Source organism: Nocardiopsis sp. NPDC055551 (genome assembly GCF_053619415.1).
In genome coordinates, this window is sequence record NZ_JBSHJJ010000002.1 from 288,858 (window position 1) to 313,121 (window position 24,264).

Annotated in this window: 16 protein-coding genes and 1 other RNA gene; 16 read left to right on the plus strand and 1 reads right to left on the minus strand. The window is 67.7% G+C overall.

What is annotated here, in order from left to right; all coding sequences use genetic code 11:
- Positions 1 to 265 precede the first annotated feature (265 nt).
- Positions 266 to 3,109, plus strand: a complete 2,844-nt coding sequence (secA, locus tag ACWGSK_RS05130) for a preprotein translocase subunit SecA (protein WP_452455262.1) — start codon at positions 266 to 268, stop codon at positions 3,107 to 3,109.
- 76 nt (positions 3,110 to 3,185) lie between these two features.
- Here the strand turns inward: secA and ACWGSK_RS05135 are convergent, their stop codons facing one another.
- Positions 3,186 to 4,229 carry an SIS domain-containing protein gene (locus tag ACWGSK_RS05135; protein ID WP_358503284.1) on the minus strand — a complete coding sequence of 348 codons (1,044 nt, stop codon included), beginning with the start codon at positions 4,227 to 4,229 and terminating at the stop codon, positions 3,186 to 3,188.
- Positions 4,230 to 4,658: 429 nt separating this feature from the next.
- Here ACWGSK_RS05135 and ACWGSK_RS05140 point away from each other — a divergent pair, with 429 nt between their 5' ends.
- From ACWGSK_RS05140 to ssrA, 15 genes are all read left to right on the plus strand, one after another.
- On the plus strand, positions 4,659 to 5,396 hold the full coding sequence (locus tag ACWGSK_RS05140; RefSeq protein ID WP_358503281.1) for a GntR family transcriptional regulator: 738 nt from the start codon (positions 4,659 to 4,661) through the stop codon (positions 5,394 to 5,396).
- 44 nt (positions 5,397 to 5,440) lie between these two features.
- Positions 5,441 to 6,937, plus strand: a complete 1,497-nt coding sequence (locus ACWGSK_RS05145) for a PTS transporter subunit EIIC (protein WP_358503278.1) — start codon at positions 5,441 to 5,443, stop codon at positions 6,935 to 6,937.
- A gap of 154 nt (positions 6,938 to 7,091) precedes the next feature.
- On the plus strand, positions 7,092 to 7,328 hold the full coding sequence (locus ACWGSK_RS05150) for a glucose PTS transporter subunit EIIB (RefSeq protein ID WP_067607352.1): 237 nt from the start codon (positions 7,092 to 7,094) through the stop codon (positions 7,326 to 7,328).
- 142 nt (positions 7,329 to 7,470) lie between these two features.
- Positions 7,471 to 7,977 (plus strand): PTS sugar transporter subunit IIA, encoded by a 507-nt coding sequence (locus ACWGSK_RS05155; RefSeq protein ID WP_358503275.1) that lies wholly within the window; start codon positions 7,471 to 7,473, stop codon positions 7,975 to 7,977.
- 132 nt (positions 7,978 to 8,109) lie between these two features.
- Positions 8,110 to 9,783, plus strand: a complete 1,674-nt coding sequence (locus ACWGSK_RS05160) for a glycoside hydrolase family 3 protein (protein WP_452455263.1) — start codon at positions 8,110 to 8,112, stop codon at positions 9,781 to 9,783.
- Between the two features lie 320 nt (positions 9,784 to 10,103).
- Complete coding sequence (locus tag ACWGSK_RS05165) at positions 10,104 to 10,763, plus strand: HAD family hydrolase (RefSeq protein ID WP_452455264.1); 660 nt, start codon at positions 10,104 to 10,106, stop codon at positions 10,761 to 10,763.
- Between the two features lie 79 nt (positions 10,764 to 10,842).
- Positions 10,843 to 11,301 carry a DUF6912 family protein gene (locus tag ACWGSK_RS05170; protein ID WP_452455265.1) on the plus strand — a complete coding sequence of 153 codons (459 nt, stop codon included), beginning with the start codon at positions 10,843 to 10,845 and terminating at the stop codon, positions 11,299 to 11,301.
- Positions 11,302 to 11,430: 129 nt separating this feature from the next.
- On the plus strand, positions 11,431 to 12,126 hold the full coding sequence (locus ACWGSK_RS05175; protein WP_452455266.1) for an HAD family hydrolase: 696 nt from the start codon (positions 11,431 to 11,433) through the stop codon (positions 12,124 to 12,126).
- Positions 12,127 to 12,584: 458 nt separating this feature from the next.
- Positions 12,585 to 17,459, plus strand: a complete 4,875-nt coding sequence (locus ACWGSK_RS05180) for an NAD-glutamate dehydrogenase (RefSeq protein WP_358503263.1) — start codon at positions 12,585 to 12,587, stop codon at positions 17,457 to 17,459.
- A gap of 93 nt (positions 17,460 to 17,552) precedes the next feature.
- A complete protein-coding gene (gene prfB / locus ACWGSK_RS05185) occupies positions 17,553 to 18,665 on the plus strand; it encodes a peptide chain release factor 2 (protein WP_358503261.1) in 1,113 nt (370 codons plus the stop codon).
- Between the two features lie 373 nt (positions 18,666 to 19,038).
- Entirely contained in the window at positions 19,039 to 19,728 is a 690-nt protein-coding gene (gene ftsE, locus ACWGSK_RS05190; protein ID WP_067601365.1) for a cell division ATP-binding protein FtsE, read from the plus strand.
- Between the two features lie 88 nt (positions 19,729 to 19,816).
- Positions 19,817 to 20,728, plus strand: a complete 912-nt coding sequence (ftsX, locus tag ACWGSK_RS05195) for a permease-like cell division protein FtsX (RefSeq protein ID WP_358503258.1) — start codon at positions 19,817 to 19,819, stop codon at positions 20,726 to 20,728.
- Positions 20,729 to 20,809: 81 nt separating this feature from the next.
- Positions 20,810 to 21,274 carry an SsrA-binding protein SmpB gene (gene smpB / locus ACWGSK_RS05200; RefSeq protein WP_067601371.1) on the plus strand — a complete coding sequence of 155 codons (465 nt, stop codon included), beginning with the start codon at positions 20,810 to 20,812 and terminating at the stop codon, positions 21,272 to 21,274.
- A 38-nt stretch (positions 21,275 to 21,312) separates the two neighbouring features.
- Positions 21,313 to 23,265, plus strand: coding sequence for a penicillin-binding transpeptidase domain-containing protein (locus ACWGSK_RS05205; protein ID WP_358503255.1), 1,953 nt, complete (start codon positions 21,313 to 21,315; stop codon positions 23,263 to 23,265).
- Positions 23,266 to 23,631: 366 nt separating this feature from the next.
- Positions 23,632 to 24,003: a transfer-messenger RNA gene (gene ssrA, locus ACWGSK_RS05210) on the plus strand.
- Positions 24,004 to 24,264: the final 261 nt, after the last annotated feature.

The following is a 24,264-nucleotide window of genomic DNA, read 5'->3' on the forward strand; positions in this document are numbered from 1 at the left end:
CGCGTTCGGAACACCCTGTACCCGTTGCACTACCCGAAGAAATGCGCGAGTCTGCACGAACATCATCAAAATGGCGGGAACATCCACCCCCGTCCAACTCGTTTGTCGATAGGACGGGGAGCCGGTCGGGTTCCTCTAGGATGTAGGCCCGAGGACCCAGGGTTCTCCCTGACCTCCCACGAGAAAACGAGTGCGGTCAGCGGGCCAAGATCTGACCCTCCACCGAAAGTGGAGACGACCGCGATCTGCGAGGAGCGCATAGGAAGTGCCAGGCATACTCGACAAGCTCCTGCGCGCGGGTGAAGGAAAGATCCTGCGCCGGCTCAATAAGTACAAAGATCAGGTCAACCTCCTTGAGGACGACTTCGTCGATCTGAGTGATGACGAGCTGCGCGCCCTGACCCAGGAGTACAAGGACCGCTACGAGGACGGGGAGTCCCTGGACGACCTGCTCCCGGAGGCCTTCGCGACGGTTCGCGAGGCGGCCAAGCGCACCTTGGGCCAACGCGCCTTCGACGTTCAGGTCATGGGCGCGGCCGCCCTGCACCTGGGCAACATCGCCGAGATGAAGACCGGTGAGGGCAAGACCCTGACCGGAAGCCTCGCGGTGTACCTCAACGCCTTGGCCGGCAAGGGCGCCCACGTCATCACCACCAACGACTACCTCGCCCGACGCGACGCCCAGAACCTGGGCCGCATCTACCAGTTCCTGGGGCTGGAGGTCGACGTGGTGGGCCCGCAGATGAGCGCGGAGGCCCGCCGCAACGCCTACAAGGCCGACATCACCTACGGAACCAACAACGAGTTCGGTTTCGACTACCTGCGCGACAACATGGCGCTGTCGCTCAAGGACACGGTCCAGCGCGAGCACTACTTCGCCCTGGTCGACGAGGTCGACTCCATCCTCATCGACGAGGCGCGGACCCCGCTCATCATCAGCGGCCCCTCCGAGCAGAACTCCCGTTGGTACTCCGAGTTCGCCAAGATCGCTCCCCGCCTGAAGGCGGAGGAGGACTACGAGGTCGACGAGAAGAAGCGCACCGTCGGCATCACCGAGTCCGGTGTGGCCAAGGTCGAGGACTGGCTGGGCATCGACAACCTCTACGAGGCCGTCAACACCCCGCTGATCAGCTTCCTCAACAACTCCCTCAAGGCCAAGGAGTTGTACCGCAAGGACAAGGAGTACATCGTCAAGGACGGTGAGGTGCTCATCGTCGACGAGTTCACCGGCCGTGTCCTGGCGGGACGCCGCTACAACGAGGGCATGCACCAGGCCATCGAGGCCAAGGAGCGCGTCAAGATCAAGGACGAGAACCAGACTCTCGCCAAGGTCACGCTCCAGAACTACTTCCGCCTCTACGAGAAGCTCGCCGGCATGACCGGTACCGCCCAGACCGAGGCGGCGGAGTTCACCCAGACCTACGGCGTCGGCGTGGTGCCCATCCCCACCAACAAGCCGATGATCCGTGAGGACGTCAAGGACGTCGTCTACAAGCACGAGGACGCCAAGTTCCAGGCCTTGGCCGAGGACATCGCCGAGCGTCACGAGGAGGGCCAGCCCGTCCTCGTCGGTACCACCAGCGTGGAGAAGTCCGAGCTGCTGTCCCGGATGCTCAAGCGCGAAGGCGTCCCGCACGAGGTCCTCAACGCGAAGAACCACGCCCGTGAGGCCTCGATCATCGCCCGGGCCGGCAAGCTCGGCGGCGTCACCGTCGCCACGAACATGGCCGGTCGCGGTACCGACATCATGCTCGGAGGCAACCCCGACTTCCTCGCCGACGAGGAGCTCCAGAACCGTGGCCTGAGCCCGCTGGAGACCCCGGAGGAATACGAGGAGGCCTGGCCGGACGCCCTGGAGAAGGCCAAGGCCGAGTTCGAGGAGGAGCACGAGAAGGTCGTCGAGGCCGGCGGTCTGTACGTGCTGGGCACCGAGCGCCACGAGTCGCGCCGGATCGACAACCAGCTCCGTGGTCGTTCCGGCCGTCAGGGTGACCCGGGCATGTCCCGCTTCTACCTGTCCCTCCAGGACGACCTGCTGCGCCTGTTCAACTCCAGCCGTCTGGAGGTGTTCATGAACCAGCTGAACATCCCGGACGACCAGCCGATCGAGTCCGGCATGGTGAGCAAGGCGATCGCCTCCGCTCAGGGCCAGGTCGAGTCGCAGAACTTCGAGATCCGAAAGAACGTCCTCAAGTACGACGAGGTCCTCAACCGCCAGCGCAAGGTGATCTACGCCGAGCGTCGCAAGGTCCTGGAAGGCCAGGACCTGCGCGAGCAGGTCATCGAGATGCTGGAGGAGGTGCTCCGCGGCTATGTCACCGAGGAGACCGCCCGTGGCGACGCCGACGAGTGGGACCTCGACAAGCTCTGGCGGGCGTTCAAGCAGGTCTACCCGATCAGTTTCACCGTCGACGAGTTCGTCGAGCAGAACGGTGACGTCCACACGCTGACCACCGAGCTCATCGCCGACGGCATCGTCGAGGACGCCAAGGCGGCCTACGAGATCCGCGAGTCCGAGCTGGGCGAGGAGGCCATGCGCGAGGTCGAGCGCCGCGTCATCCTCCAGGTGATGGACCGCAAGTGGCGTGAGCACCTCTACGAGATGGACTACCTCCAGGAGGGCATCGGCCTGCGCGCGATGGCTCAGCGCAACCCGCTGATCGAGTTCCAGCGCGAGGGCTTCGACATGTTCCAGCAGATGCTGGAGGCCATCAAGGAGGAGTCGGTCGGCTTCCTCTTCAACGTCGAGGTCCAGGTGCAGAAGAAGGCCGAGCCGAGCCTCACCACCACCGCCGCCGCGCAGACCGCCGCGAAGGTCGGCGGGGGGACCGCGAGCGCGACCGCCGTCGCCACCGCGGTGGCGGAGGACGAGGAGGCCGCCGAGGTCAAGGCCCCCGACACCGAGGTTCCGGCCGAGGACGTGGTGGTTCCCGGCTTCGGCGAGGACCGACCCAGCCGGTTGCAGTACTCGGCTCCCAGCGAGGACGGCACCGTCGAACGGCACAGCGAGGCCAACGACGAGTACGCGGGCACCGCGCGCAACGCGCCCTGCCCCTGCGGCTCCGGCAAGAAGTTCAAGAAGTGCCACGGGGACGCCTCGGCCAAGTAGCCGGTGGTTCCCTGACCGAAGAGCGCGTGGGCGCGGTCCCCTCGGGGGCCGCGCCCACGCGCGTGTCCGGGCGATCCTAGGAGGTCTGGGTGACCTTGTTGAGCCCGCGGGGGACGTCGGGGTCGTGGCCGAGACGGCGGGCCAGGTGCTCGGTGAGCAACTGGGCGGGAACGATGAGGTTCATCGGCGAAACCCACTCGGGCACGTCCGGGGCGGGGATGGACAGGTCACTGGCGGCGGCCAACGCCTTGCCACCGCCGATGCCGAACACCGGGGCACCGACCGCGCGTGCCTTCTCCGCCAGGGAGACCGTGCCCCGCAGGGTCGGCCCGGTGGGTGAGGCGACCAGGACCGCCGGGGTGCGCGGGTCCAGGACCGCGATGGGTCCGTGCAGCAGGTCCGCGTAGGACATCCCCATCGCGTGGAGGTAGCAGGCCTCCTTGAGCTTCAGGGCGGTCTCCAGGGCCGTGGAGTAGACCATGCCGCGTCCGGAGATCACGGCGCCCCGCACCGCGACCATCCGTTCGACGATCTCCTCCAGGACGTCCGTGGGCGCGGCGAGGGTCTCCTCGATGCCCTGGGGGACCAGGTCGAGTTCGCCGGGGTCCAGGTCGGCGCCCAATCCCAGAGCCAGTACCGCGAGAGCGGCCAGCTGGGAGTTGTAGGTCTTGGTGGCGGGTACCGAGAGCTCGTTCCCCGCCCGGGTGACCAGGGCGACGTCGGCCTCGTCGGCCAGAGTCGAGTCGGCGCCGTTGGTGACGGCCAGGGTCCGGGCGCCGCAACTCGCGGCCCAGCGCATGGTCTCGACGATCTCCTCGGTCTTGCCGGACTGGGAGATGGCCACCGCCAGGACGTCGGACAGGTCGACCTTCGCCCCGTACTCGGTCGCGATGGACGGAGAGCCGAGGGTGGCCAGCCGGCCGGTGTGGGCCTGGAGCAGGTAACCACCGTAGACGGCGGCGTTGTCCGAGGACCCTCGTGCGATGAAGAGGACGTGTTTGGTGCGACGGCCCAGTGCCTCGATCTCCCCGCGCAGGGGGAGGAGTTCGGCGAAGGTGCGGCGTAGAGCGTCGGGCTGCTCGGCGATCTCCGCTCGCATCGTGCTCGTCGTGGTGGTCATGTGCAACAACCTTCCCAGGGTGTGTACGGGTCGCCCTGGACGGGCGTCGGGTGCCGCGCCGAAGGTCGGTGAACGGCGGGGAGCCCGTGGTTCCACGCTCGCCTCGACGTCGTCGGCAGAGGATTGACATGGAGTCGGAGGCTATGGTCTAGTCCGGACTATACCAGTCGCAGCCGAATTGCCCTGAGAAGCCCGAATGTAAGGGCGGGTCGCGCGCTAATGCCGCGTCGGTCGGGGTTCGCCCGTTACGGAGTGGCGTTCAGGATGGTGCGTCGCAAGGCGGCGGGAAGCCCTCATGGTGGTTCCCACGTGGGTTTTCCGCCAAAGCGGAGAGGCGCCCTGCCGAACGCCGCGATGGGATGAACCTCGGCCGACACGGCACTAGGGTCGTCCCCACCCCGACCCCGACCGCAGAACAGAAGGTCGCCCATGTCGATCGATCCCACCAATCCCATGCCGAAGTACGTGCAGCTGCGCGAACTGCTGCTGGACCGGATCACGTCGGCGGGGCTGGGTGTGGACGACATGATCCCCTCCGAGCGCGAGCTCAGCGTGGACTACGGCCTGTCCCGGATGACGGTGCGCCAGACCATCGACCTCCTGGTCGCCGAGGGCAAGATCTACCGGGTTCCCGGCAAGGGCACCTTCGTCGCCCGCCCCAAGATCGAGATGTCCCTGGTCCTGGCCTCCTATAGCGAGGACATGCGGGCGCGCGGTTATGAACCGGGCGCCCGTGAGCTCATCCGCCAGGTCATCCCGGCCAGCGGTCACACCGCGCGCATGCTCGACATCGCACCCGGCACCCTCGTCCACCACATCGAACGCATGCGCACCGCCGACGACGAACCCATGGCGGTGGAGCGCTCCAACATCCCGGCCGCGATGGTGCCGGGACTGGAGGACCACGACCTCGCCGAGAGATCCCTCTACGAGGTCCTGGAAAACGAGTTCGACATCCTGTTGGATTCCGGGGAACAGACCATCGAGGCCGGGATCTGCGACTCGGCCGACTCCCGTCTCCTCGGTCTGCCCGCTGGAAGCCCGGTGCTGATCATGCAGCGCCGCAGCTTCTCCAAGGGACAGTGCGTGGAACTGGCACTGTCCACCTACCGTGCCGACCGTTACCAGCTGCACTCCAGGCTGGACCCGCGCCGGCACGGAGACTGACACCCCCGCGCCCATCGGCGCACCGCCAAGGGAGGCCCCCCGCCATGTCGGACCCGAAAGCAGCCAATACCTCACCGAAACCATCCGGTGGTACCGGTGGAGGAGGTGGGCGCGGTTCGTCCGCGCTGGCCGTCCTCCAACGGCTCGGCCGCAGCCTGATGATGCCGATCGCGGTCCTGCCCGCCGCCGCGATCCTGCTCCGCCTGGGCCAGGACGACCTGCTCGGCGCCGACGGTCTGGGCGGACTGCCGGGCATGTCCTGGATGAACCCGGTCTCCGGAGCCGTGGGCACCGCCGGTGACGCCATCTTCCAGGCGCTGCCGCTGCTCTTCGCCATCGGGGTGGCGATCGGTTTCGCCAAGCGCGCCGACGGCTCCACCGCGCTGGCCGCGGTCGTGGGCTACCTGGTCTTCGACCGGGTCGCGACCTGGACGATGGCCACGTTCGACGGGCCCCAGGGCGACCTCGGTTCCCAGGTCACCTCCTATCCGCTCCCGATCGATCCGGTCACCCGGGAACCCGTCACCGATCCCGAGACGGTCAACGCGGTCGCTCCGGCGATCGACCACGCGATCAAGAACCCCACCGACGTACTCGGCGGGATCGTCATCGGTCTGCTCGCCGCCGTGCTCTGGCAGCGCTACCACCGGATCAAGCTGCCCACCTGGCTCGGTTTCTTCGGCGGCCGGCGCTTCGTGCCCATCGTCACGGCCCTGGTCGGTCTGCTCATGGGTGTGGCCCTGGGTCTGATCTGGCCGATCGTGGGGATGTGGATCCAAAACCTCGGTGAGACCATCATCGGCGCGGGCGCGCTGGGTGCCGGCGTCTACGGGATCATCAACCGCATCCTGTTGCCGATGGGCCTGCACCACGTGGTGAACTCGTTCATCTGGTTCGTCTCGGGCAGTTACACGGCCGAGGACGGTAGCGTCTCCCACGGTGAGATCACCCGGTACTTCGCCGGGGACCCCGACGCCGGCGGCCTGCTGTCCGGGTTCTTCCCCGTGCTGATGTTCGGTCTTCCGGGTGCCGCCTTGGCCATGTGGTTGGCGGCGTCCCCGGCCCGCCGGGCCCAGATCGGTTCGATCATGATCCCGGCCGCGCTGACCGCGTTCGCCACGGGCATCACCGAACCGGTGGAGTTCGCGTTCATCTTCGTGGCCCCGGTGCTGTTCGGTGTGCACATCGTGCTCACCGGTGTCTCCATGGCCGTGCTGAACGCGCTGGACGTGCAACTGGGCTTCGGCTTCTCCGCGGGTCTGATCGACCTGTTGCTCAACGCCACCAAGGGAAATACGGAGGGTCTGGGGATCCTGCTGTTGTTCGGGGTGCTGTACTTCCTGGTCTACTTCGGGATCTTCTACCTGCTGATCAAGAAGCTGAACATCCCCACCCCGGGCAGGGAGGCCGAACCGGAGGAGAACGTCGCCGCGCACACCACCTCGGCCGCCGACGAGGAGAACCGCGCCGGTTCGAGTGGAACGGGGGAGGACGGAGGGGCCGCCGGGGCCGCCGGGGCCGGCAAGGACCCCGCCGACTGACCCACGCCGACCGTCCTCGTCGACCGGTGCCCCGGGACCTTCGCCGGGCACCGGTCGGCGTCGACCCTGGCGTGTGCGGTCCATCACCTTCTAAGCTCGGTTGGGATTCGTGGACGTGTCCGTCGGACACGCGAGAACAGAGCGCGGAGGGTACATGGCCGACAAGGCTGAGGCGATCGTCGCCGGGCTGGGCGGAGCCGCCAACATCGAGGACATCGAGGCCTGCATCACCCGATTGCGCACCGAGGTCGCCGACCCGGGGCTGGTGAAGGAGGAGGCCCTGAAGGCCGCCGGCGCGCACGGGGTGCTGGTCTCGGGCAGGGTCGTCCAGGTCGTCGTCGGACCCGAGGCCGACAGCCTCACCGACGACATCCAGGACCTGCTGGAGTAACCCCCGGTCAGAGTGCCGGAACGGCCGTCGGGGCGACCGCCGGAGGGTTCCGGGACGGGGTGGGGGAGAGAACGCGGGCCCTTCGGCCCTTTTGGTCGATGTGATCCTGGATTAAGTCGCGTCCGTAGGGAAGATCTCCCCCATGTCAGACCACACCAGTGCGCTGCGCGTACTCTCCCCCGTCACCGGAACGGCGATGTCCCTGGAGACCGTGCCCGACCCGGTCTTCTCACAGAGCATGGTCGGCCCCGGGCTGGCCGTACACCCCGAACCCGGCCAGGAGGGCGGTCAGGAGTCCCGGCAGGAGGCGGTGGCGCCCATATCCGGGACCCTGGTCAAGCTCCACCCCCACGCCTTCGTGGTCATGGCCCCGGACGACAGACACGGTGTCCTGGTCCACCTGGGCATCGACACCGTGCAACTCGCGGGGGAGGGGTTCACCCTCCTCGTCTCGGAGGGCGCCGAGGTCACGGCGGGCACTCCGGTGATCGAGTGGTCGCCGGGGCTGGTCGCCTCCCTGGGCAGACCCTCCGTGGTCCCGGTGGTGGCACTCGACGCCGGCAGCGACGCCCTGAGCGGGCACGCGAGTGGCGCCGTCACCGCCGGCGACGAGCTCTTCGCGTGGACCCCGGACCCGGTCCGGCCCTGAACACCCGACCACCCGAACGCCCTCGACGGAGCCGAGGCCATAACCGAGCCACCGGCGGGGTGACCCCGCCCACCGAACCCGACAGGGTATTCTCCGGCCGCACCAAGCGAACCGCCGGAGATGACACCCCACATGAAACCGCACGCCCTGGCCCCGGTCTGCGCAGGCCTCGCCCTGATGATGACCGCCTGCACCACGACACCCGAGGAGGTGGGAACCTCGCCCGGAGAGAACGAACAGTCACCGGAAGCCTCGGCCGAGCCCTTCGAGCCGGTCCTTGCACCCGAACTCCTGGCCGGAATGGACCTGGACGAGAAGATCGGCCAGCTGATGGTCCTCACCGCCCAGGGCACCACGGCCGCGGAGAACGCCACGCTCATCGAGTCCTACAACCCCGGCGGGCTCATCTACTTCGACGCGAACCTGAGCGACGCCGAACAGATCGCCGAGCTGTCCGTCGGGGTTCAGGAACTGGCCGCCGAACAGGGGCAGGGGGTTCCCCTGTTCCTCGGCATCGACCAGGAGCAGGGCCGGGTCGTACGCATGCCCGTGGGCACGCACTTCCCCGACGCGATGGCGGTCGGGGCCACCGGTGACACCGAACTCGCGGCCCTGCGCGCCACCACCACCGCCACCGAGCTGGCCGCGGTGGGCATCAACCTCAACTACGCCCCGGACGCCGACGTCAATACCGACCCGAACAACCCGGTGATCGGCAACCGTTCGTTCGGTTCCGACCCGGACAAGGTCGCCGAGATGGTGCTGGCCGAGGCCGGCGCCTACGCCGAGAGCGGTGTGGTGCCGGTGGCCAAACACTTCCCCGGGCACGGCGACACCGACGTGGACAGCCACACCGGTCTGCCCGTCATCGACCTGCCCCGGGATCAGTGGGAGGCCGAGCACCTGCCGCCGTTCCGGGCCGCGGTGGAGGCGGGGGTGGACTCGATCATGACCGCCCACGTGCTCATGCCGCAGCTGGACGGTTCCGAGGACCCCGATCCCGCGACGATCTCACCGTCGATCATCGACGGGATCCTGCGGGAGGAACTCGGCTACGACGGTGTGGTCACCACCGACGCCCTCAACATGGAGGGCGTGCGTCAGCGTCACGACGACGGGGAGGTCGCGGTTCGCGTGATCGAGGCGGGTGTGGACCAACTCCTGATGCCGCCGGACCCGAGCGCCGCGCTCTCCGCGATTCGCGAGGCCGTGGAGAGCGGTCGGCTGAGCGAGGAACGCGTCGACGAGTCGGTGCTGCGGGTGCTGACGCTCAAGGAGAAGCGCGGAATCCTGGAGGCCGATCCGGTCGACCCGGCCGCGGCCACCGCGGTCATGGAGGACCCCGAGCACGCCGAGGCCGCCCGTCGGGTGGCCGAGGCCTCGGTGACCCTGGTGCGGAACGAGAACGACCTCCTGCCCCTCGCACGGGGCACCAAGGTGCGGGTGGCGGGGGTGGGTTCCGAAAGCCTGGCCCCGGCCCTGTCCGACACGGGCCTGGAGGTCGTGGACAGCGGCGAGGACGTGCTCGTGGTGGGTACCGAGGGCGCCCGCGGCTCCACCGAGCAACAGGGCCTGGTCTCTTCGGCGCAGGGCGCGGGCACACCGGTCGTGGCCGTGTCCCAGGGCGGCCCCTACGACCTGGAGGTCATTCCCGAGGTCGAGGGCTACCTCGCCCTGTATTCGGCGGTGGAGGTCTCCCGAACGGCCGCCGCCAGGGTCATCGCCGGAGAGGTCGAACCTTCGGGTGCGCTGCCGGTGGACATCCCCGGCGCGGACGTGGAATCCGGTACGGGCCTCGGTTACTAGGCGGTGTTTTTTAGCGCCTCCGCTTCGCTTTGGCGTGTTCGGGCGCCTGGGAGTCAGGAACCTTCGGCGCCTTGGTGGGATAGCGGAAAAGCGTGCTATCCCACCGCCGGCACCTCCAGAACCCTGACGGCGCCCGAACGGGTAACCCCCCGTGGTTCACTGAACCGGACCTGGGTCAGCGGTGGAACCTTCGGGGGTGAGTCGTTCGGTTCGCGAGGTTGAGTCGGGCGGGGAACGGGAAGAACGGTTCCCCGCCCGACTCCTCGGCCTTCGAGGAGCCGGGCGGGTGGTTCCTACGGCTCACCTGAGGAGGCGATCGGATGAACCGCACCACCCGACGAGGGGTCATCTCCGACTGGGGCGGCGTGCTCACTCCGCCACTGATCGACGGAATCCGGGGCTGGCTCCAGGACGACGCGATCGACGTCGACCACTACTACGAGGTCACCCGGCCCTACTTCGACGGCAGCCTGGCCGACAACCCCGTGCACGCCCTGGAACGCGGCGAGATCGACACCGCCGAGTTCGAACGGGACCTGGCCGCGCTGCTGCGCTCCACCCACGGTGGCCCGGTCGAGGCCGAGGGACTCATCCACCGGATGTTCTCCCGCTTCGACCCGGTCCACGGCATGTACGAAACGCTCCGGTCGGCCCGGACCGGCGGGCACGCCACGGCGCTGTTGTCCAACTCCTGGGGCAACGGCTACCCGCGTGAGCGCTTCACCGCCACCTTCGACACCGTCGTCATCTCCGGTGAGGTGGGCATGCGCAAGCCCGAGGAGCGCATCTACCTGCACACCTGTGAACGGTTGGGACTCGCGCCCGAGGAGTGCGTCTTCATCGACGACCTCGAACACAACGTCACCACCGCCGAGTCCCTCGGAATGACCGGCATCCTGCACACGGACGTGGACAGCACCCGTGCGGCGCTGACCCGCTTCCTGGCCCCGGAGGGCGACCACCAACGCCAACCGGTCTGATCCACGACGGGGCGCGGGTCCGGTCACCTCGGGTTCTTTGGGAAACTCGTAGTGAACCCGATCGCGCCCTGGAGCCTCGATGTACGTCTTCCTGCCCAGCACCGTCCCCGCACTGGCCGCCCTCCTCGACGAGGGCCGCCTGGCGGGCGAGCCCCTGACCGCCTTCACGGCCGAACCGGGGCCCGGCGGTGACCCCGAGGAGGCCGAGTACGAGGCCATGTACGCGGCCGCGGAGGAGTCGCTGCGGTTGCTGGCCGCCGACCCGCGTGCCCCGCGCCGACGCGTGGTCCTGACCGCCGAGATGCCCGACCACATCGTCGAACACCAGGCCCGGCACGGCGACGGTGTCGCGCGGGTGGGTGTTCGGGCGAGCATCCCCTACAAGAGGTTGAAGGCGGCGCACGTGGACGACGAGCGAGCCGTCGCGGACGTCGCCAAGGCGGTGGAGGACCCCGGGTCCGGCGCCGCCGACGACCACGAACTGCTGTGGTTCGCCGTCCAGGAGATCCGCTACGTGGTCGAGGACTTCCGCGGCTGACGCTCGGTGTCGAATACGGGGGCGGATCTGGCCGGACTCGGACGCCGATTCCCCCCTTATGAGGCCATCCGGCACAATGGGTGGCGTCCCGAAACCCCGAACGCCGAGGAGTAAGCCATCAGCCGCCTGGTGCTATGGAACATCGACCTCACCCTCCTCGACGTCGGTCAGGTCATGCGGGTCGCCTACGCGGAGGCCTTCGAGAAGGTCACCGGTGAACCGCTGGTCTACCTGACGTCGGCAGCGGGCCGCACCGACTCGGAGATGTTCTTCGAGTTCTGCGCCCGCAACTACGTCGACTTCGAAGCCGACACCGAGACGTTGGCCGACTTCCTGGCCGCGTTGGAGACCTCCTTCGCCTCCCGTGGCGACCAACTGTTGGCCAAGGGGCGTGCCCTGCCCGGCGCATCGGCGTCGTTGGCCGCGGTGGCGTCCATGCCCGACACCGTCCAGACGGTGGTCAGCGGCAGCACCCGGGCCAACGCCACGGCCAAACTGGTGGCCTTCGGTCTGGACACCTACCTCAACCTGGCCGTGGGCGGGTTCGGGTCGGTCAACTACCCCAAGGCGAGCCTGATCCAGTCCATCCGACTCCACGCCTCGGGCGAGGGCGGACGGGCCTACACGGAGGAGGAGACGGTGTTCATCGCCGGTTCCGTCCCGGACGTGCGGGCCGCGCTGATCGGTGGGGCGACCCCTATCGGAGTCCTCAGCGACTCCTCCACCGAGGGACAGCTGCGGGATGCCGGGGCGCAGATCATCCTGCCCGACCTGAGCGACCCCCGGGCCGTGATGACCGCGGTCCACCAGGCCACCACGAGTTAGATACATCGCCCTGAGGGGCGGTAACGTCTCCGTAACGACAGCGAGCGTCGTCGGCGAGAAGGGCGTGTTCCCTTTGTGTACTGGTGTGAACCATCGCGATTCCGTCCACATCAACACCGATCACCGTGTATCGGTGTCGGTTCTGTTCTCGGGGATCGAAACCAGTAGCCTGGTCGGGGTCCCCGCTACGGTGGGGGCCGGGCCCCCGCTCTCGGGGTGCCCCAGAGGTGGGAACAACGGTGTTCCCCACCTCGCTTCACGTCACCTGTGCGCACAGGTACGGACCCGACCACGCCGACTTCGGTTCCCTTGTGCCCCAAGGGGTTCACGGAAACTCACAGTCGACCACAGAAGTTCACGGATCCGACGGTTCGGCCGGCCGACCGGCCGACACGTCACATGACCCGCTGTCCTTCGCGACGCTCGTCCGACGCCGCTCACAAAGGAGTGAGATCCCTATGTCCGGGCAATCCGACGTCATTCTCCAGAAGTTGCTCAACGACGCGGCCTCTCGGTGGAAACCGGGGGCTCGCCTGAGCCCCGAGGCCGCCGACGCGATCCGCCGTTTCCTTCCCCTCTACTACCGCCACACGGATCCCGAAGAGATCGGCGACCGTTCCCCCGAACAGATCTGCGGCGCCGCCGAGGCGCACCGTTCCTTCGGCACCGAGCGCACCCCCGGGCGCGGCAAGGTCCGCGTCTACACCCCGGACCTCGAACGGGACGGGTGGGAACAGCAGTCCAGCGTCGTCGAGGTGATCACCGACAACGCGCCCTTCATCGTCTCGTCGGTGACCATGGCCCTCGCCGACCTCGGTGCGGGCGTGCGCGCCGTCATCCACCCCCAGATGACCGTCGGGCGCGACCTCTCCGGCCACCTGATCGAGATCGACCCGGAGATCGGCGGCGACGGCCTGCTGCCCGTCGACGAGTCCTGGATGCACGTCGAGATCGATCGGCAGAGCGATCCCGAGCGGGTCAAGGAGATCACCTCCCGCCTGGAGACCGTCCTCGGCGACGTCCGCCAAGTGGACGAGGACGCCGACAAGATGAGTGACCGGATCCGCCGGATCGCGGACGAGATCTCCGCCGACCCCGACCCCTTGGTCGCTGGAGGCGTCGACCCGCGCGAGGTCGGCGAGAGCGTCGACTTCCTGCGTTGGCTCGAAAGCCGTCACTTCACCTTCATGGGGTACCGCGAGTACGCCCTGGTCACCGACGAGAACGGGGACGACTCCCTGCGTCCGGAACCCGGCACCGGCCTGGGCATCCTGCGCATGGACCCGCCGGCCTCCACCGGATTCGCGGCCCTGCCGCCGGAGATCAGGGCCAAGGCCCGCGAGCCCTACGTCCTGGTCCTGACCAAGGCCAACTCGCGCGCCACCGTCCACCGCCCCAAGTACCTCGACTACATCGGCGTCAAGAAGTTCGACGCCCAGGGCAACATCGTCGGTGAGCGCCGCTTCCTCGGACTGTTCACCTCCCAGGCCGACAACACGGGCATCGGGGAGATCCCCATCCTGCGTCGCAAGCGGGCCGAGGTGCTGTCCCAGGCCGGGTTCGACGCCGAGAGCTACAACGGCAAGGACCTCATCGAGCTGTTGGAGACCTTCCCCCGCGAGGAACTCCTGCAGATTCCGGTCGGCGAGCTCTACAGCATCGTCCGGGGCGTCCTGCGCCTGCGCGAGCGCCGCGGCACCAAGCTGTTCATGCGCCGCGACCCCTACGGTGGCCGCTACATGTCCTGCTTCGTGTACATGCCGCGCGACCAGTACAGCACCCGCGTGCGTCTGGACATCCAGGAAGTGCTCACCGAGGCCTTCCAAGGCGCCACGATGGACCACCACGTGATGATCGGTGCCGCGCCACTGGCGCGCCTGTACCTGGTGGCCCGAGCCGAACACGGGCGCACCCTCGCAGACATCGACCAGGTCGCCCTGGAGGAGAAGGTCCGCGAGGCCGCCAGGTCCTGGGACGTCGACTTCGACGACGCACTCGTGGACGAGTTCGGTCCCACCCGCGCCACCGGCTTCAAGGAGCGTTACGGCGCCGGCCTCACCGAGGCCTACAAGGTCGACAACACCCCGGTCACCGCGGCCAAGGACATCGAGCGCGTCGAAGACCTCCTGAAACGCTTCCCCTCCGATGAGCGCAGCGGTGAGTTCTCCGTCGCGCTCTACCGGGACGACGAGACGAACGACACCGCCTGGCGGTTCCGTCTGGTCCGCCTGGACGAGCCCCTCTCGCTCTCCCGCGTCCTTCCGGTCCTGGAACACCTCGGCGTCGAGGTGGTGGACGAACGTCCCTACTCCCTCGAAGTGGAGGGCGTGGGCAGGATCTGGATCTACGACTTCGGACTCGGGGAGTTCCCCGCGTCGGACCTGCCGCCCGAGCGGATGAGGGTCCTCTTCGAGGAGGCGTTCGACGCCTCCTGGCGCGACCGGGCCGAATCCGACCGCATCAACGCCCTGGTCGTCCGAGCAGGGTTGGACTGGCGTCAGCTCACCGTCCTGCGCGCCTACGGCAAGTACCTGCGTCAGACCGGATCCACCTTCACCCCCGACTACCTGGCCGACGTCCTCGTCGCCAACGCCGGGGTCACCAACCTCCTGATGGAGCTCTTCGAGGCCCGCTTCGACCCGGACCTGCCCGACGAGGGGCGCGAGGAACGCGCCGGCACGTTGGTCGCCAAGATCGAGTCCGAACTGGAGGGTGTGGCCAGCCTGGACCACGACCGCATCCTGCGTTCGTTCCTCGCCGTCATGCGGGCCACCCTGCGCACCAACCACTACCAGCACGGTTCCGAGGAACGGCTGGTGTTCAAACTCAACCCGCAGCAGATCCCGGACCTGCCCCAGCCGCGGCCCCGGCTGGAGATGTACGTCTACTCGCCGCGCGTGGAGGGCGTCCACCTGCGCTTCGGCACCGTCGCACGCGGCGGCCTGCGCTGGTCCGACCGCTTCGAGGACTTCCGCACCGAGGTCCTGGGCCTGGTCAAGGCCCAGATGGTGAAGAACTCCATCATCGTGCCCGCCGGTGCCAAGGGCGGGTTCGTCTGCAAGCGCCTGCCCTCGGGCGGCGGTCGTGAAGCGGTGATGGCCGAGGTCGTCTCCTGCTACAAGCAGTTCATCAGCGCCCTGCTGGACATCACCGACAACCTCGTCGACGGTCGGCTCGTCCACCCCGACCGCACCGTCCGGCACGACGGTGAGGACTCCTACCTGGTGGTGGCCGCCGACAAGGGCACCGCGTCCTTCTCCGACATCGCCAACGGCATCTCCGCCGAGCGCGGCTTCTGGCTCGGCGACGCCTTCGCCAGCGGCGGCTCGGTGGGCTACGACCACAAGGGCATGGGCATCACCGCCCGCGGTGGCTGGGAATCGGTCAAGTACCACTTCCGTGAGCTGGGCGTGAACGTCCAGGAACAGCCCTTCACCGCCGTCGGCATCGGGGACATGTCCGGTGACGTGTTCGGCAACGGCATGCTGTTGTCGAAGCGGACCAAGCTCGTGGCGGCCTTCGACCACCGGCACGTCTTCCTGGACCCCGCCCCCGACCCGCACACCTCCTGGGTGGAGCGGGAGCGCCTGTACGAGCTGCCGCGCAGCACCTGGGCGGACTACTCCACGGACCTGATCTCCGAGGGCGGCGGCGTGCACCCGCGCTCGGCCAAGTCCGTGCCGATCACCCCGCAGGTCCGCGAGGTCCTGGGCATCGACGAGGACGTCACCGAACTCACCCCGGACGAGCTCATCCAGCGCGTCCTGACCTCACCGGTGGACCTGCTGTGGAACGGCGGCATCGGCACCTACGTCAAGGCGAGCTCCCAGAGCCACGCGGAGGTCGGTGACAAGGCCAACGACCCCGTGCGCGTGAACGGGGCCGACCTTCGGGTGAAGGTGGTCGGCGAGGGCGGCAACCTGGGCATGACCCAGCCGGCCCGGATCGAGTACGCCCGCAACGGCGGCCGACTCAACGCCGACTTCATCGACAACTCCGCCGGTGTGGACACCTCGGACCACGAGGTCAACATCAAGATCATGCTCGACCGCGAGGTGCGGGCGGGCGAGCTGGACAAGGACGAACGCGACCGGCTGTTCATCGACATGACCGACGAGGTCGCCTCGCTGGTCCTGGACAACAACTACGCCCAGAACACGGTGCTGGCCGCCGCGCGCAAGCAGAGCTACGAGATGCTGCACGTCCACGGTCGCTACATGCGTCACCTGGAGCGCACCAAGGTCCTCAAGCGCAAGCTGGAGGACCTGCCCTCCGACAAGGCCATCGCCGAGCGCCGCGCCGCCGGCAAGGGGCTGACCAGTCCCGAGTTCGCCACGCTGCTCTCCTACACCAAGATGAGCCTCAAGGAGCAGATCGCGCTGTCGGACCTGGCCGACGACCCCTACCTGGCGCCGACCCTGACGGACTACTTCCCGAAGCCGCTGCGCGTGCGGGCCTTCGCCGACGAGGTGGCCGCGCACCCGCTGCGCAAGGAGATCATCGTCAACCAGGTGACCAACCAGTTGGTCAACCGGTCCGGTATCACCTACGCGTTCCGTCTCAACGAGGAGCTGGGTTCCAGCGCCGCCGACATCGCCAGGGCCTACCTGGTGACCCAGGAGGTCCTGGGACTGCGGAAGCTGTGGGGTGAGCTGGAGGACCTCGACCACGAGATCGCCGTGGACAACCAGCTCGTCCTGTTGCTGGAGGCCCGCAAGCTCGCCGAGCGTTCCACCCGGTGGCTGCTGCGCAACCGCAGTTTCCCGTTCGACATCAGCACCGAGATCGGCTTCTTCGCCGATGGTGTGGGCGAGGTGCTGCCGCAGCTGGTCGACCTGCTGCGGGGCCGTGACCGGGAGGCGTTCGAGGAACGTCGCGACCGGTACGTCGCCCGGGGGGTGCCCACCGGGCTCGCCGAGCGCATCGCGGTCATGGTGCCCGCCTACTCCACGCTGGACCTGGTGGAGATCGCGCACCGCACCGGACGTCCGGTGGGCGAGGTGGCCGCGCTCTACTTCGAGCTGGCCGACCGGTTCAACCTCAGCTGGTGGCGTGAGCGGATCATCGACCTGCCGCGCGACGACCGCTGGGCGACCATGGCCCGAGGCGCCCTGCGCGACGACCTGTACGCCGCGCACGCCGACCTGACCGCGCGGGTCCTGGAGTCCGGCGACTCCACGTCCGCCGGTGAGCTCATCGCCGACTGGACGAAGGCCAACGAGGGCGCCGTGCAGCGGTCCGGGATCACCCTGTCCGAGATCCAGGAGAACGAGCGCTTCGACCTGGCCACCCTGTCCGTGGCCCTGCGCTCCATCCGTTCCCTGGTGGTCTAGGGCAACCGGAGTGGGGGCACATGGAGTGTCCCGAGCGGGCCCCGCACCGTCAGGTGTGGGGCCCGCCCCTTTGTTGGGTCCTACACTGGGTGCGTGGCAGAACTGGACCCGGCAGAGAAGATCAAGGAACTCGCGGCGACCCTGGCGAGTGTGACCGCCGTGTTGGACCTGGAGGCGATGCAGACGCAGATCGCCGAACTGCGCGAGCAGTCCGCCGACCCCGAACTGTGGTCGGACCAGGACAACGCGCAGAAGGTGACGCGTCGACTCTCGACACTGGAGTCCATGGTCAACAAGGTCAACGGCATCGGGCAGCGTCTGGAGGACCTCGGAGTGCTCTACGAGCTCGCCGAGGCCGAGGACGACCCCGACACCCGCGCCGAGGCGGACCGCGAACTAGAGCAACTCCGTAAGGAGATCGGCGAACTAGAGGTGCGTACGCTCCTCAACGGCCCGCACGACGAGAGCGAGGCCATCGTCACCATCAACTCCCAAGCGGGTGGTGTCGACGCGGCCGACTGGGCGCAGATGCTCCAGCGCATGTACCTGCGTTGGGCGGAGCGTCACGGCTATCCCACGGAGGTCTACGAGACCTCCTACGCGGAGGAGGCGGGCATCAAGTCCACCTCGTTCGCGGTCAAGGCCTCCTTCGCCTATGGCACGTTGCGCGGGGAGCACGGAACCCACCGCCTGGTGCGGATCTCGCCCTTCGACAACCAGAACCGGCGCCAGACCTCGTTCGCGGGTGTGGACGTGGTTCCGATGGTGGAGAAGAGCGACCACATCGAGATCGACGAGACCGAGCTGCGCGTGGACGTGTACCGTTCCAGCGGTCCCGGTGGTCAGGGCGTCAACACGACCGACTCGGCGGTGCGCATCACCCACCAGCCGACCGGCATCGTGGTCTCCTGTCAGAACGAGCGTTCCCAGCTCCAGAACAAGGCGACCGCGATGACGATGCTCCAGGCCAAGCTCTTGGCCCGCAAGCGCCAGGAGGAGCAGGCGGCCCTGGACGAGATCCGCGGTGACTCGGTGAGCAGCTGGGGCACCCAGATGCGCAACTACGTCCTGCACCCGTACCAGAACGTCAAGGACGTGCGCACCGGTATGGAGACCGGCAACCCGTCGGCGGTGCTCGACGGCGAGATCGACGCCTTCATCGACGCGGAGATCCGCTGGATGCGCAACCAGGAGAAGCAGGAGTAGGGGCGAGACGAGCCCCGAACACCGACCGGTGTTCCTCCGCCACCAGGGCGGGGACGCGCACGGTCGTTGGTCGATCACCCCGGGTCGCCGAATTCGGCGGGTCCGGGGTGACGTGTCCCAAAGGTGATGACCACGACGCCGCAGTTTTACCGAAACTGCTATATGTGAACGTTATCATCGGTTGACACCTCCGATATGCTCGTGGCTGTTGTCCGATAGTGCGCTGATCTCCACAGATCGCTTGGGCGAGACGGGACCTGGACAATCCGGGCCCCTGTCCCCTCTAAACTGTCGGTGGCCATGCGGCCGGTACGATCCCGCGCGGAGCACCTCCGCCGGGTGCCCATACCTTCGAGAGCCTTGTGATGCGCCTGTGATCCACTTCGATAACGTCACCAAGCAGTACCCGACTCAGAAGCGTCCCGCGCTCGACGGTGTTTCCATCGACGTGGACAAGGGCGAGTTCGTCTTCCTGGTCGGACCATCCGGCTCGGGTAAGTCGACCTTCCTGCGCTTGGTGCTGAAGGAAGAGAGGCCCGACAAGGGCCGCGTGCACGTCGCGGGCAAGGACCTGGCGCGACTGTCCAACTGGAAGGTCCCGCACCTGCGCCGCCGTATCGGCTGTGTCTTCCAGGATTTCCGCCTGCTGCCGAACAAGAACGTCTTCGAGAACGTCGCCTTCGCCCTGGAGGTCATCGGTAAGCCACGGCGGTTCATCAAGAAGGTCGTGCCGGAGGTCGTCGAACTCGTCGGCCTCGAAGGCAAGGCCGGTCGCATGCCGGGTGAGCTCTCCGGTGGTGAGCAGCAGCGTGTGGCCATCGCCCGCGCGTTCGTCAACCGCCCGCAGATCCTGCTGGCCGACGAGCCCACCGGAAACATCGACCCGGCGACCTCCATCGGCATCATGAAGGTGCTGGACCGAATCAACCGCACGGGAACGACCGTCGTCATGGCGACGCACGACGCCGCCATCGTCGACTCCATGCGCAAGCGTGTGATCGAGCTTGAAGAGGGCTTGGTAGTGCGCGACCAGATGAGTGGCGTCTACGGCCAGGCGTACTGAGCCCTGGTACGTTCGTCGCCGGGCCTCGGTCGGCGACCCCGAGACCACCGGCATGGCGAAGCCCCGAAGGATGGACCTTTAACAGATCATGCGAGCACAATTCGTTCTCTCCGAGACGTGGATCGGCCTGCGTCGCAACCTGACGATGACCATCGCCGTCATCACGACGGTGGCCATCTCTCTCACCTTGTTCGGTGCCGGTCTGCTGGTCAACCAACAGGTCGCCGAGATGCGCAACTACTGGGACCAGCGGATCACGCTGACCATCTACATGTGCAACGACATCTCGCCGACCTCGACCTGTCAGGAGAACGGCGCCGCGGGCGAGGGCGACCGTGAGGCCCTTGAGCAGCAGCTTGAATCGCTCAACGAGGTCGAAAGCTTTCGGTACCTGACCGAGGCCGAGGCCTGGCAGGACTTCCAGGAGCGCATCGGCTCCTCCAACGAGGCCCTCGCCGAGGCCGCCCAGGAAGGTGACATCCCGGACAACTACCGGGTGCAGCTCACCGACCCGAACCACTACGACGCGGTGCGCGCGGCCGTGGACGGGGCCGACGGCGTCGACTCCGTCTCCAACGACCAGCGCGTCCTGGAGCAGTTCTTCGGTCTGCTCGACGGTCTCAAGTGGGCCGCCCTGGTGGTCGCGGGCGTGCAGTTGGCCGCCGCCGCGCTGCTGATCGGCAACACCATCCGGCTGTCGGCCTACAGTCGTCGTCGGGAGACCGGCATCATGCGTCTGGTCGGTGCGTCGAACTTCTACATCCAGCTGCCCTTCCTCCTCGAAGGAGCCATCGCCGGTTTCATCGGTGGTGTGATCGCGTCCGGGTTCATCGTGACCACCAGGTTCACGCTGCTCACCCAGATCGAGGAGTGGTTCCAGTTCGATGTGGCCTTGGGCACGACATCGCTGCTGTCCGTCATCGGCGTTTCGATGGTCCTCGGTGTGCTCCTGTGCACCGTGACCTCGTTCCTCACCCTGCGCCGCTACCTGAAGGTCTGACGGCACCACCGTCGGAAGGGACCGGCGGGCGCGGAACACCGGGGGGCCACTGGCCCCCCGGACTGATGAAGGGATCCATCCGTGGCCAAGGAAACCGGGCACAAGATGATCGCCCAGAACCGTAGGGCGCGGCACGACTACCACATCGACGACACCTACGAGGCGGGCCTTGTCCTCACCGGGACCGAGGTCAAGTCCCTCAGAGAGGGACGGGCCTCGTTGGTGGACGGCTTCGCGCACATCCACGATGGTGAGGTGTGGCTGGAGGGCGTGCACATCCCGGAGTACTCCCAAGGGACCTGGACCAACCACTCCGCCCGCAGATCACGTAAACTACTCCTGCACCGCGAGCAGATCTCCCGGCTGATCGGTAAGACCCGGGAGCCCGGGCGCACCCTGGTTCCGCTGTCCCTGTACTTCAGTGACGGTAGGGCCAAGGTCGAGATCGCTCTGGCCCGCGGTAAGCGTGAATACGACAAGCGCCACGCCCTCGCCGAACGTGAGGCCAAGCGCGACATGGAACGCGCGCTTCGCCGTCGGCGGTAGCGGATTCTTCGTTGAGGCGCCTGAAAGGAACACACAAGGTGTCCCCCCGTCCCCTCGGCCGCAAGATCGCGGCCGCAAGCAGCGGCCTGGTCGTCGCCCTGACCCTCGCGGCCTGCACGACCCACCCCAGCCCGGAGGTGGCCGTCAGGTCCTTCCTGCTCTCCTGGCAGGACGGGAACCACGCCGACGCCGCGAGGTTCACCACCGGTGACCCGGCCGAGGTGGAGGCGGCGCTCGCCGACGTACACGACCAACTCGACCTGGCCTCGGTCCGGTTCAACCTGGGCGGCATCACCCAGGACGGTGACCAGGCCGTAGCGGAGTTCGAGGCCTCCGCCGACCTCGGCATCGGCGACCCGGTGTGGACCTACACCGGCAGCATGCCGTTGACGGACGGTCCCGAGGGCTGGCGGATCGACTGGTCGCCCGGCGTCATCCACCCCGAACTCCAGGACGGCGAGCGACTCGCCGTCAGCTACGAGATCGAGGATCGCGGCCAGATCCTGGACCGGGAGGGTGAACCCCTCGTCTCATCCGACAGCGTCACCGCCTTCGGCGTCCTCCCCGCGGAGATGGACGACAAGGAGGCCGGGGTCACCGAACTCGCCGAACTCCTCGACGAGGACCCGGACCCGCTGCTCAACCGGGTGCGCTCCGCCCCGCCCGAGCAGTTCCAGCCGCTGGTGCTGATGCGTGGCGGCAGCGTCGATGGCACCTTGTTGGAGGAGGCGGGGAAGATCTCCGGGGTGCAGACCGAAGAGGTCGAGATCAACCTGTCGCCGCGGGTGGCGCCGTTCCTCCTCGGCGATGTCGCGGGAACCGCCGAGCACCGGGTGTCCTCCCGTGTCGCCGGCGCCTACCAGGCCGGGGACACCGTCGGTCTGAGCGGCCTGCAGAACATCTTCCAGCACGAACTCGCCGGGACCGCCACCACGCAGGTGGTCACCCTCGGCGAGGACGGACGACAGACCGCCGTCCTGGAATCATGGGACGGTGTGCGCAGCAGCGGGGTGCAGACCACCCTGGACCTCGAACTCCAGAACGCCGCGGAAGGCGCCCTGGAGAACCTGCCGGGAGACGGCTACCTCGTGGCCGTCGACACCGGCACCGGAGACGTGCTCGCCGCGGCCAACGCCTCCGGCCAGGCCGCCGACGATGGAGCGTTCACCGGGAGCTACCCGCCCGGGGGAGCCTTCACCCTGGTGTCCTCGCTGGCGGCCCTGGACTCCGGTGCCGTCAGCCCGGGCAGCCCGATGCCCTGCGGCTACCAGTCCGAAATCGGTGACCGGACCTTCACCAACCCCAGCAGCGGTTTCCTCGCCGGGGAGCCCGACCTGAGCCGCAACCTGTCCTTCCTGTGCAACGTCGGCTTCGTCGACATCGCCTCGGATGTGGGCGGCGACCAGATCACCGAGTCCGCCGCCGCCCTGGGACTGGGTGCCGACTGGCAGCTGTCCCTGCCGGCCGACTCCGGGGTCGTGGACATCAACGATGACGAGGCCGATGTGGCCGCCGCCATGGTCGGTGAGCACGGGGTCCAGGTGAGTCCGCTCGCCATGGCCCTGGCCGCCGGCGCGATCGCCGACGGCACTTGGAACTCCCCGACCCTCGTCCCCGAGGAGGGGCCGGCCCCGGCCGGCGCCGGTGAGCTGAACGAGGCCCACCTCGAAGTGATCCGCGAAGGCATGCGCGACGCCGTCGTCAACCGCTTCCCCGAGGTCGGCGTGGGTGAGGAGCCCGTGTACGGGCAGGCCGCCCGGGCCGAACAGGACGACACCGCCCTGCACTGGTTCGTCGGCTATCGGGGCGACGTCGCCTTCGCCGTTCTCGCCGAGGTCGAACCGGAGATGACGATGTGGCAGCAGTACGCCGTCACCGCCGCCACGAGTTTCCTCGCGGGCAACGCCGCCGAAGGCCAGCAGCAGCCGCTGACCGACGACCAGCCGCTCGCCGAGGTCATGCCGGAGTCCGACACCGGTCCGACCGAGTAGCACGGAAAAAAAGAGGCCGCCGCCGGAGCAACCCACGGGCGCTCCGGCGGCGTCTTCATGGGTAACTGGGACCGCATCAGGGGGTAGCGGACCAGTTCGATGAGGCAGGATCTCGTCTCGGGGGAGACCCTGCCGGTTCCAAAGGTCGGCCAGACCCTGCCGACCGCCCCCGTGAGTCGCGTCGACCAGATCTTGAGTCCGCCTCACGGGGGTTTCTTCCTGAGTAGGTCCCCGAGCCGGGAATCAGCTTGGCCCCCCGAACGTTGACCCGGTAGAGTGACGAACACGCGAGTGGTTCGCCGCTCGCATGTCGGTCGACACCGAACCCGTGCAGACGGGATCCACGTCGGCTTTGACAACTTCACAGGGGGTGATCGGTTTCGACTTCGGTAGTCGTTCCAGGGGAAGCGGGTCGAGGGTTGTGTTTGTGACCTCGTTAATCCTGCATTCGCATAAATTCAAGTGCCAATTCTAAGCGCACTGAGTTCGCTCTCGCTGCCTAAGCGATTGTGACTCTGTCGGTCCGGGCTCGTCATCGGCTCGGGATCCGGCACCATTTAGATGACTCACCGCTCAGATCAGGCCACGGGGCCTGAGCGGGACACTCACGTGGCTGGGCCTGTCAGCGATGTGTCTGTGCAAGCGCTGGGGCCGAGTAGAACGACACCACAGACTGCACCCGGAGAAGCCCTGGCTCGTTGCTGAAGGACGCGGGTTCGATTCCCGCCACCTCCACGGACTCAGGACGACCCTGCTCGCGCGTGAACGCGCTCGCCGGGTCGTCCTTCGTCGTTTTCGGGGGGAGACCCCCCGGCCCCCCGAGGTACCCCCTGATGGCCTGGGTCGTTTTGATCGGTGTGGTGGGTGGGGGGTTCTGTTGTGACGAGAAGGTGGGACGATCGTGCTCGCGCGTGAACGCGCTCGCCGGGTCGTCCTTCGTCGTTTTCGGGGGGAGACCCCCCGGCCCCCCGAGGTACCCCCTGATGGCCTGGGTCGTTT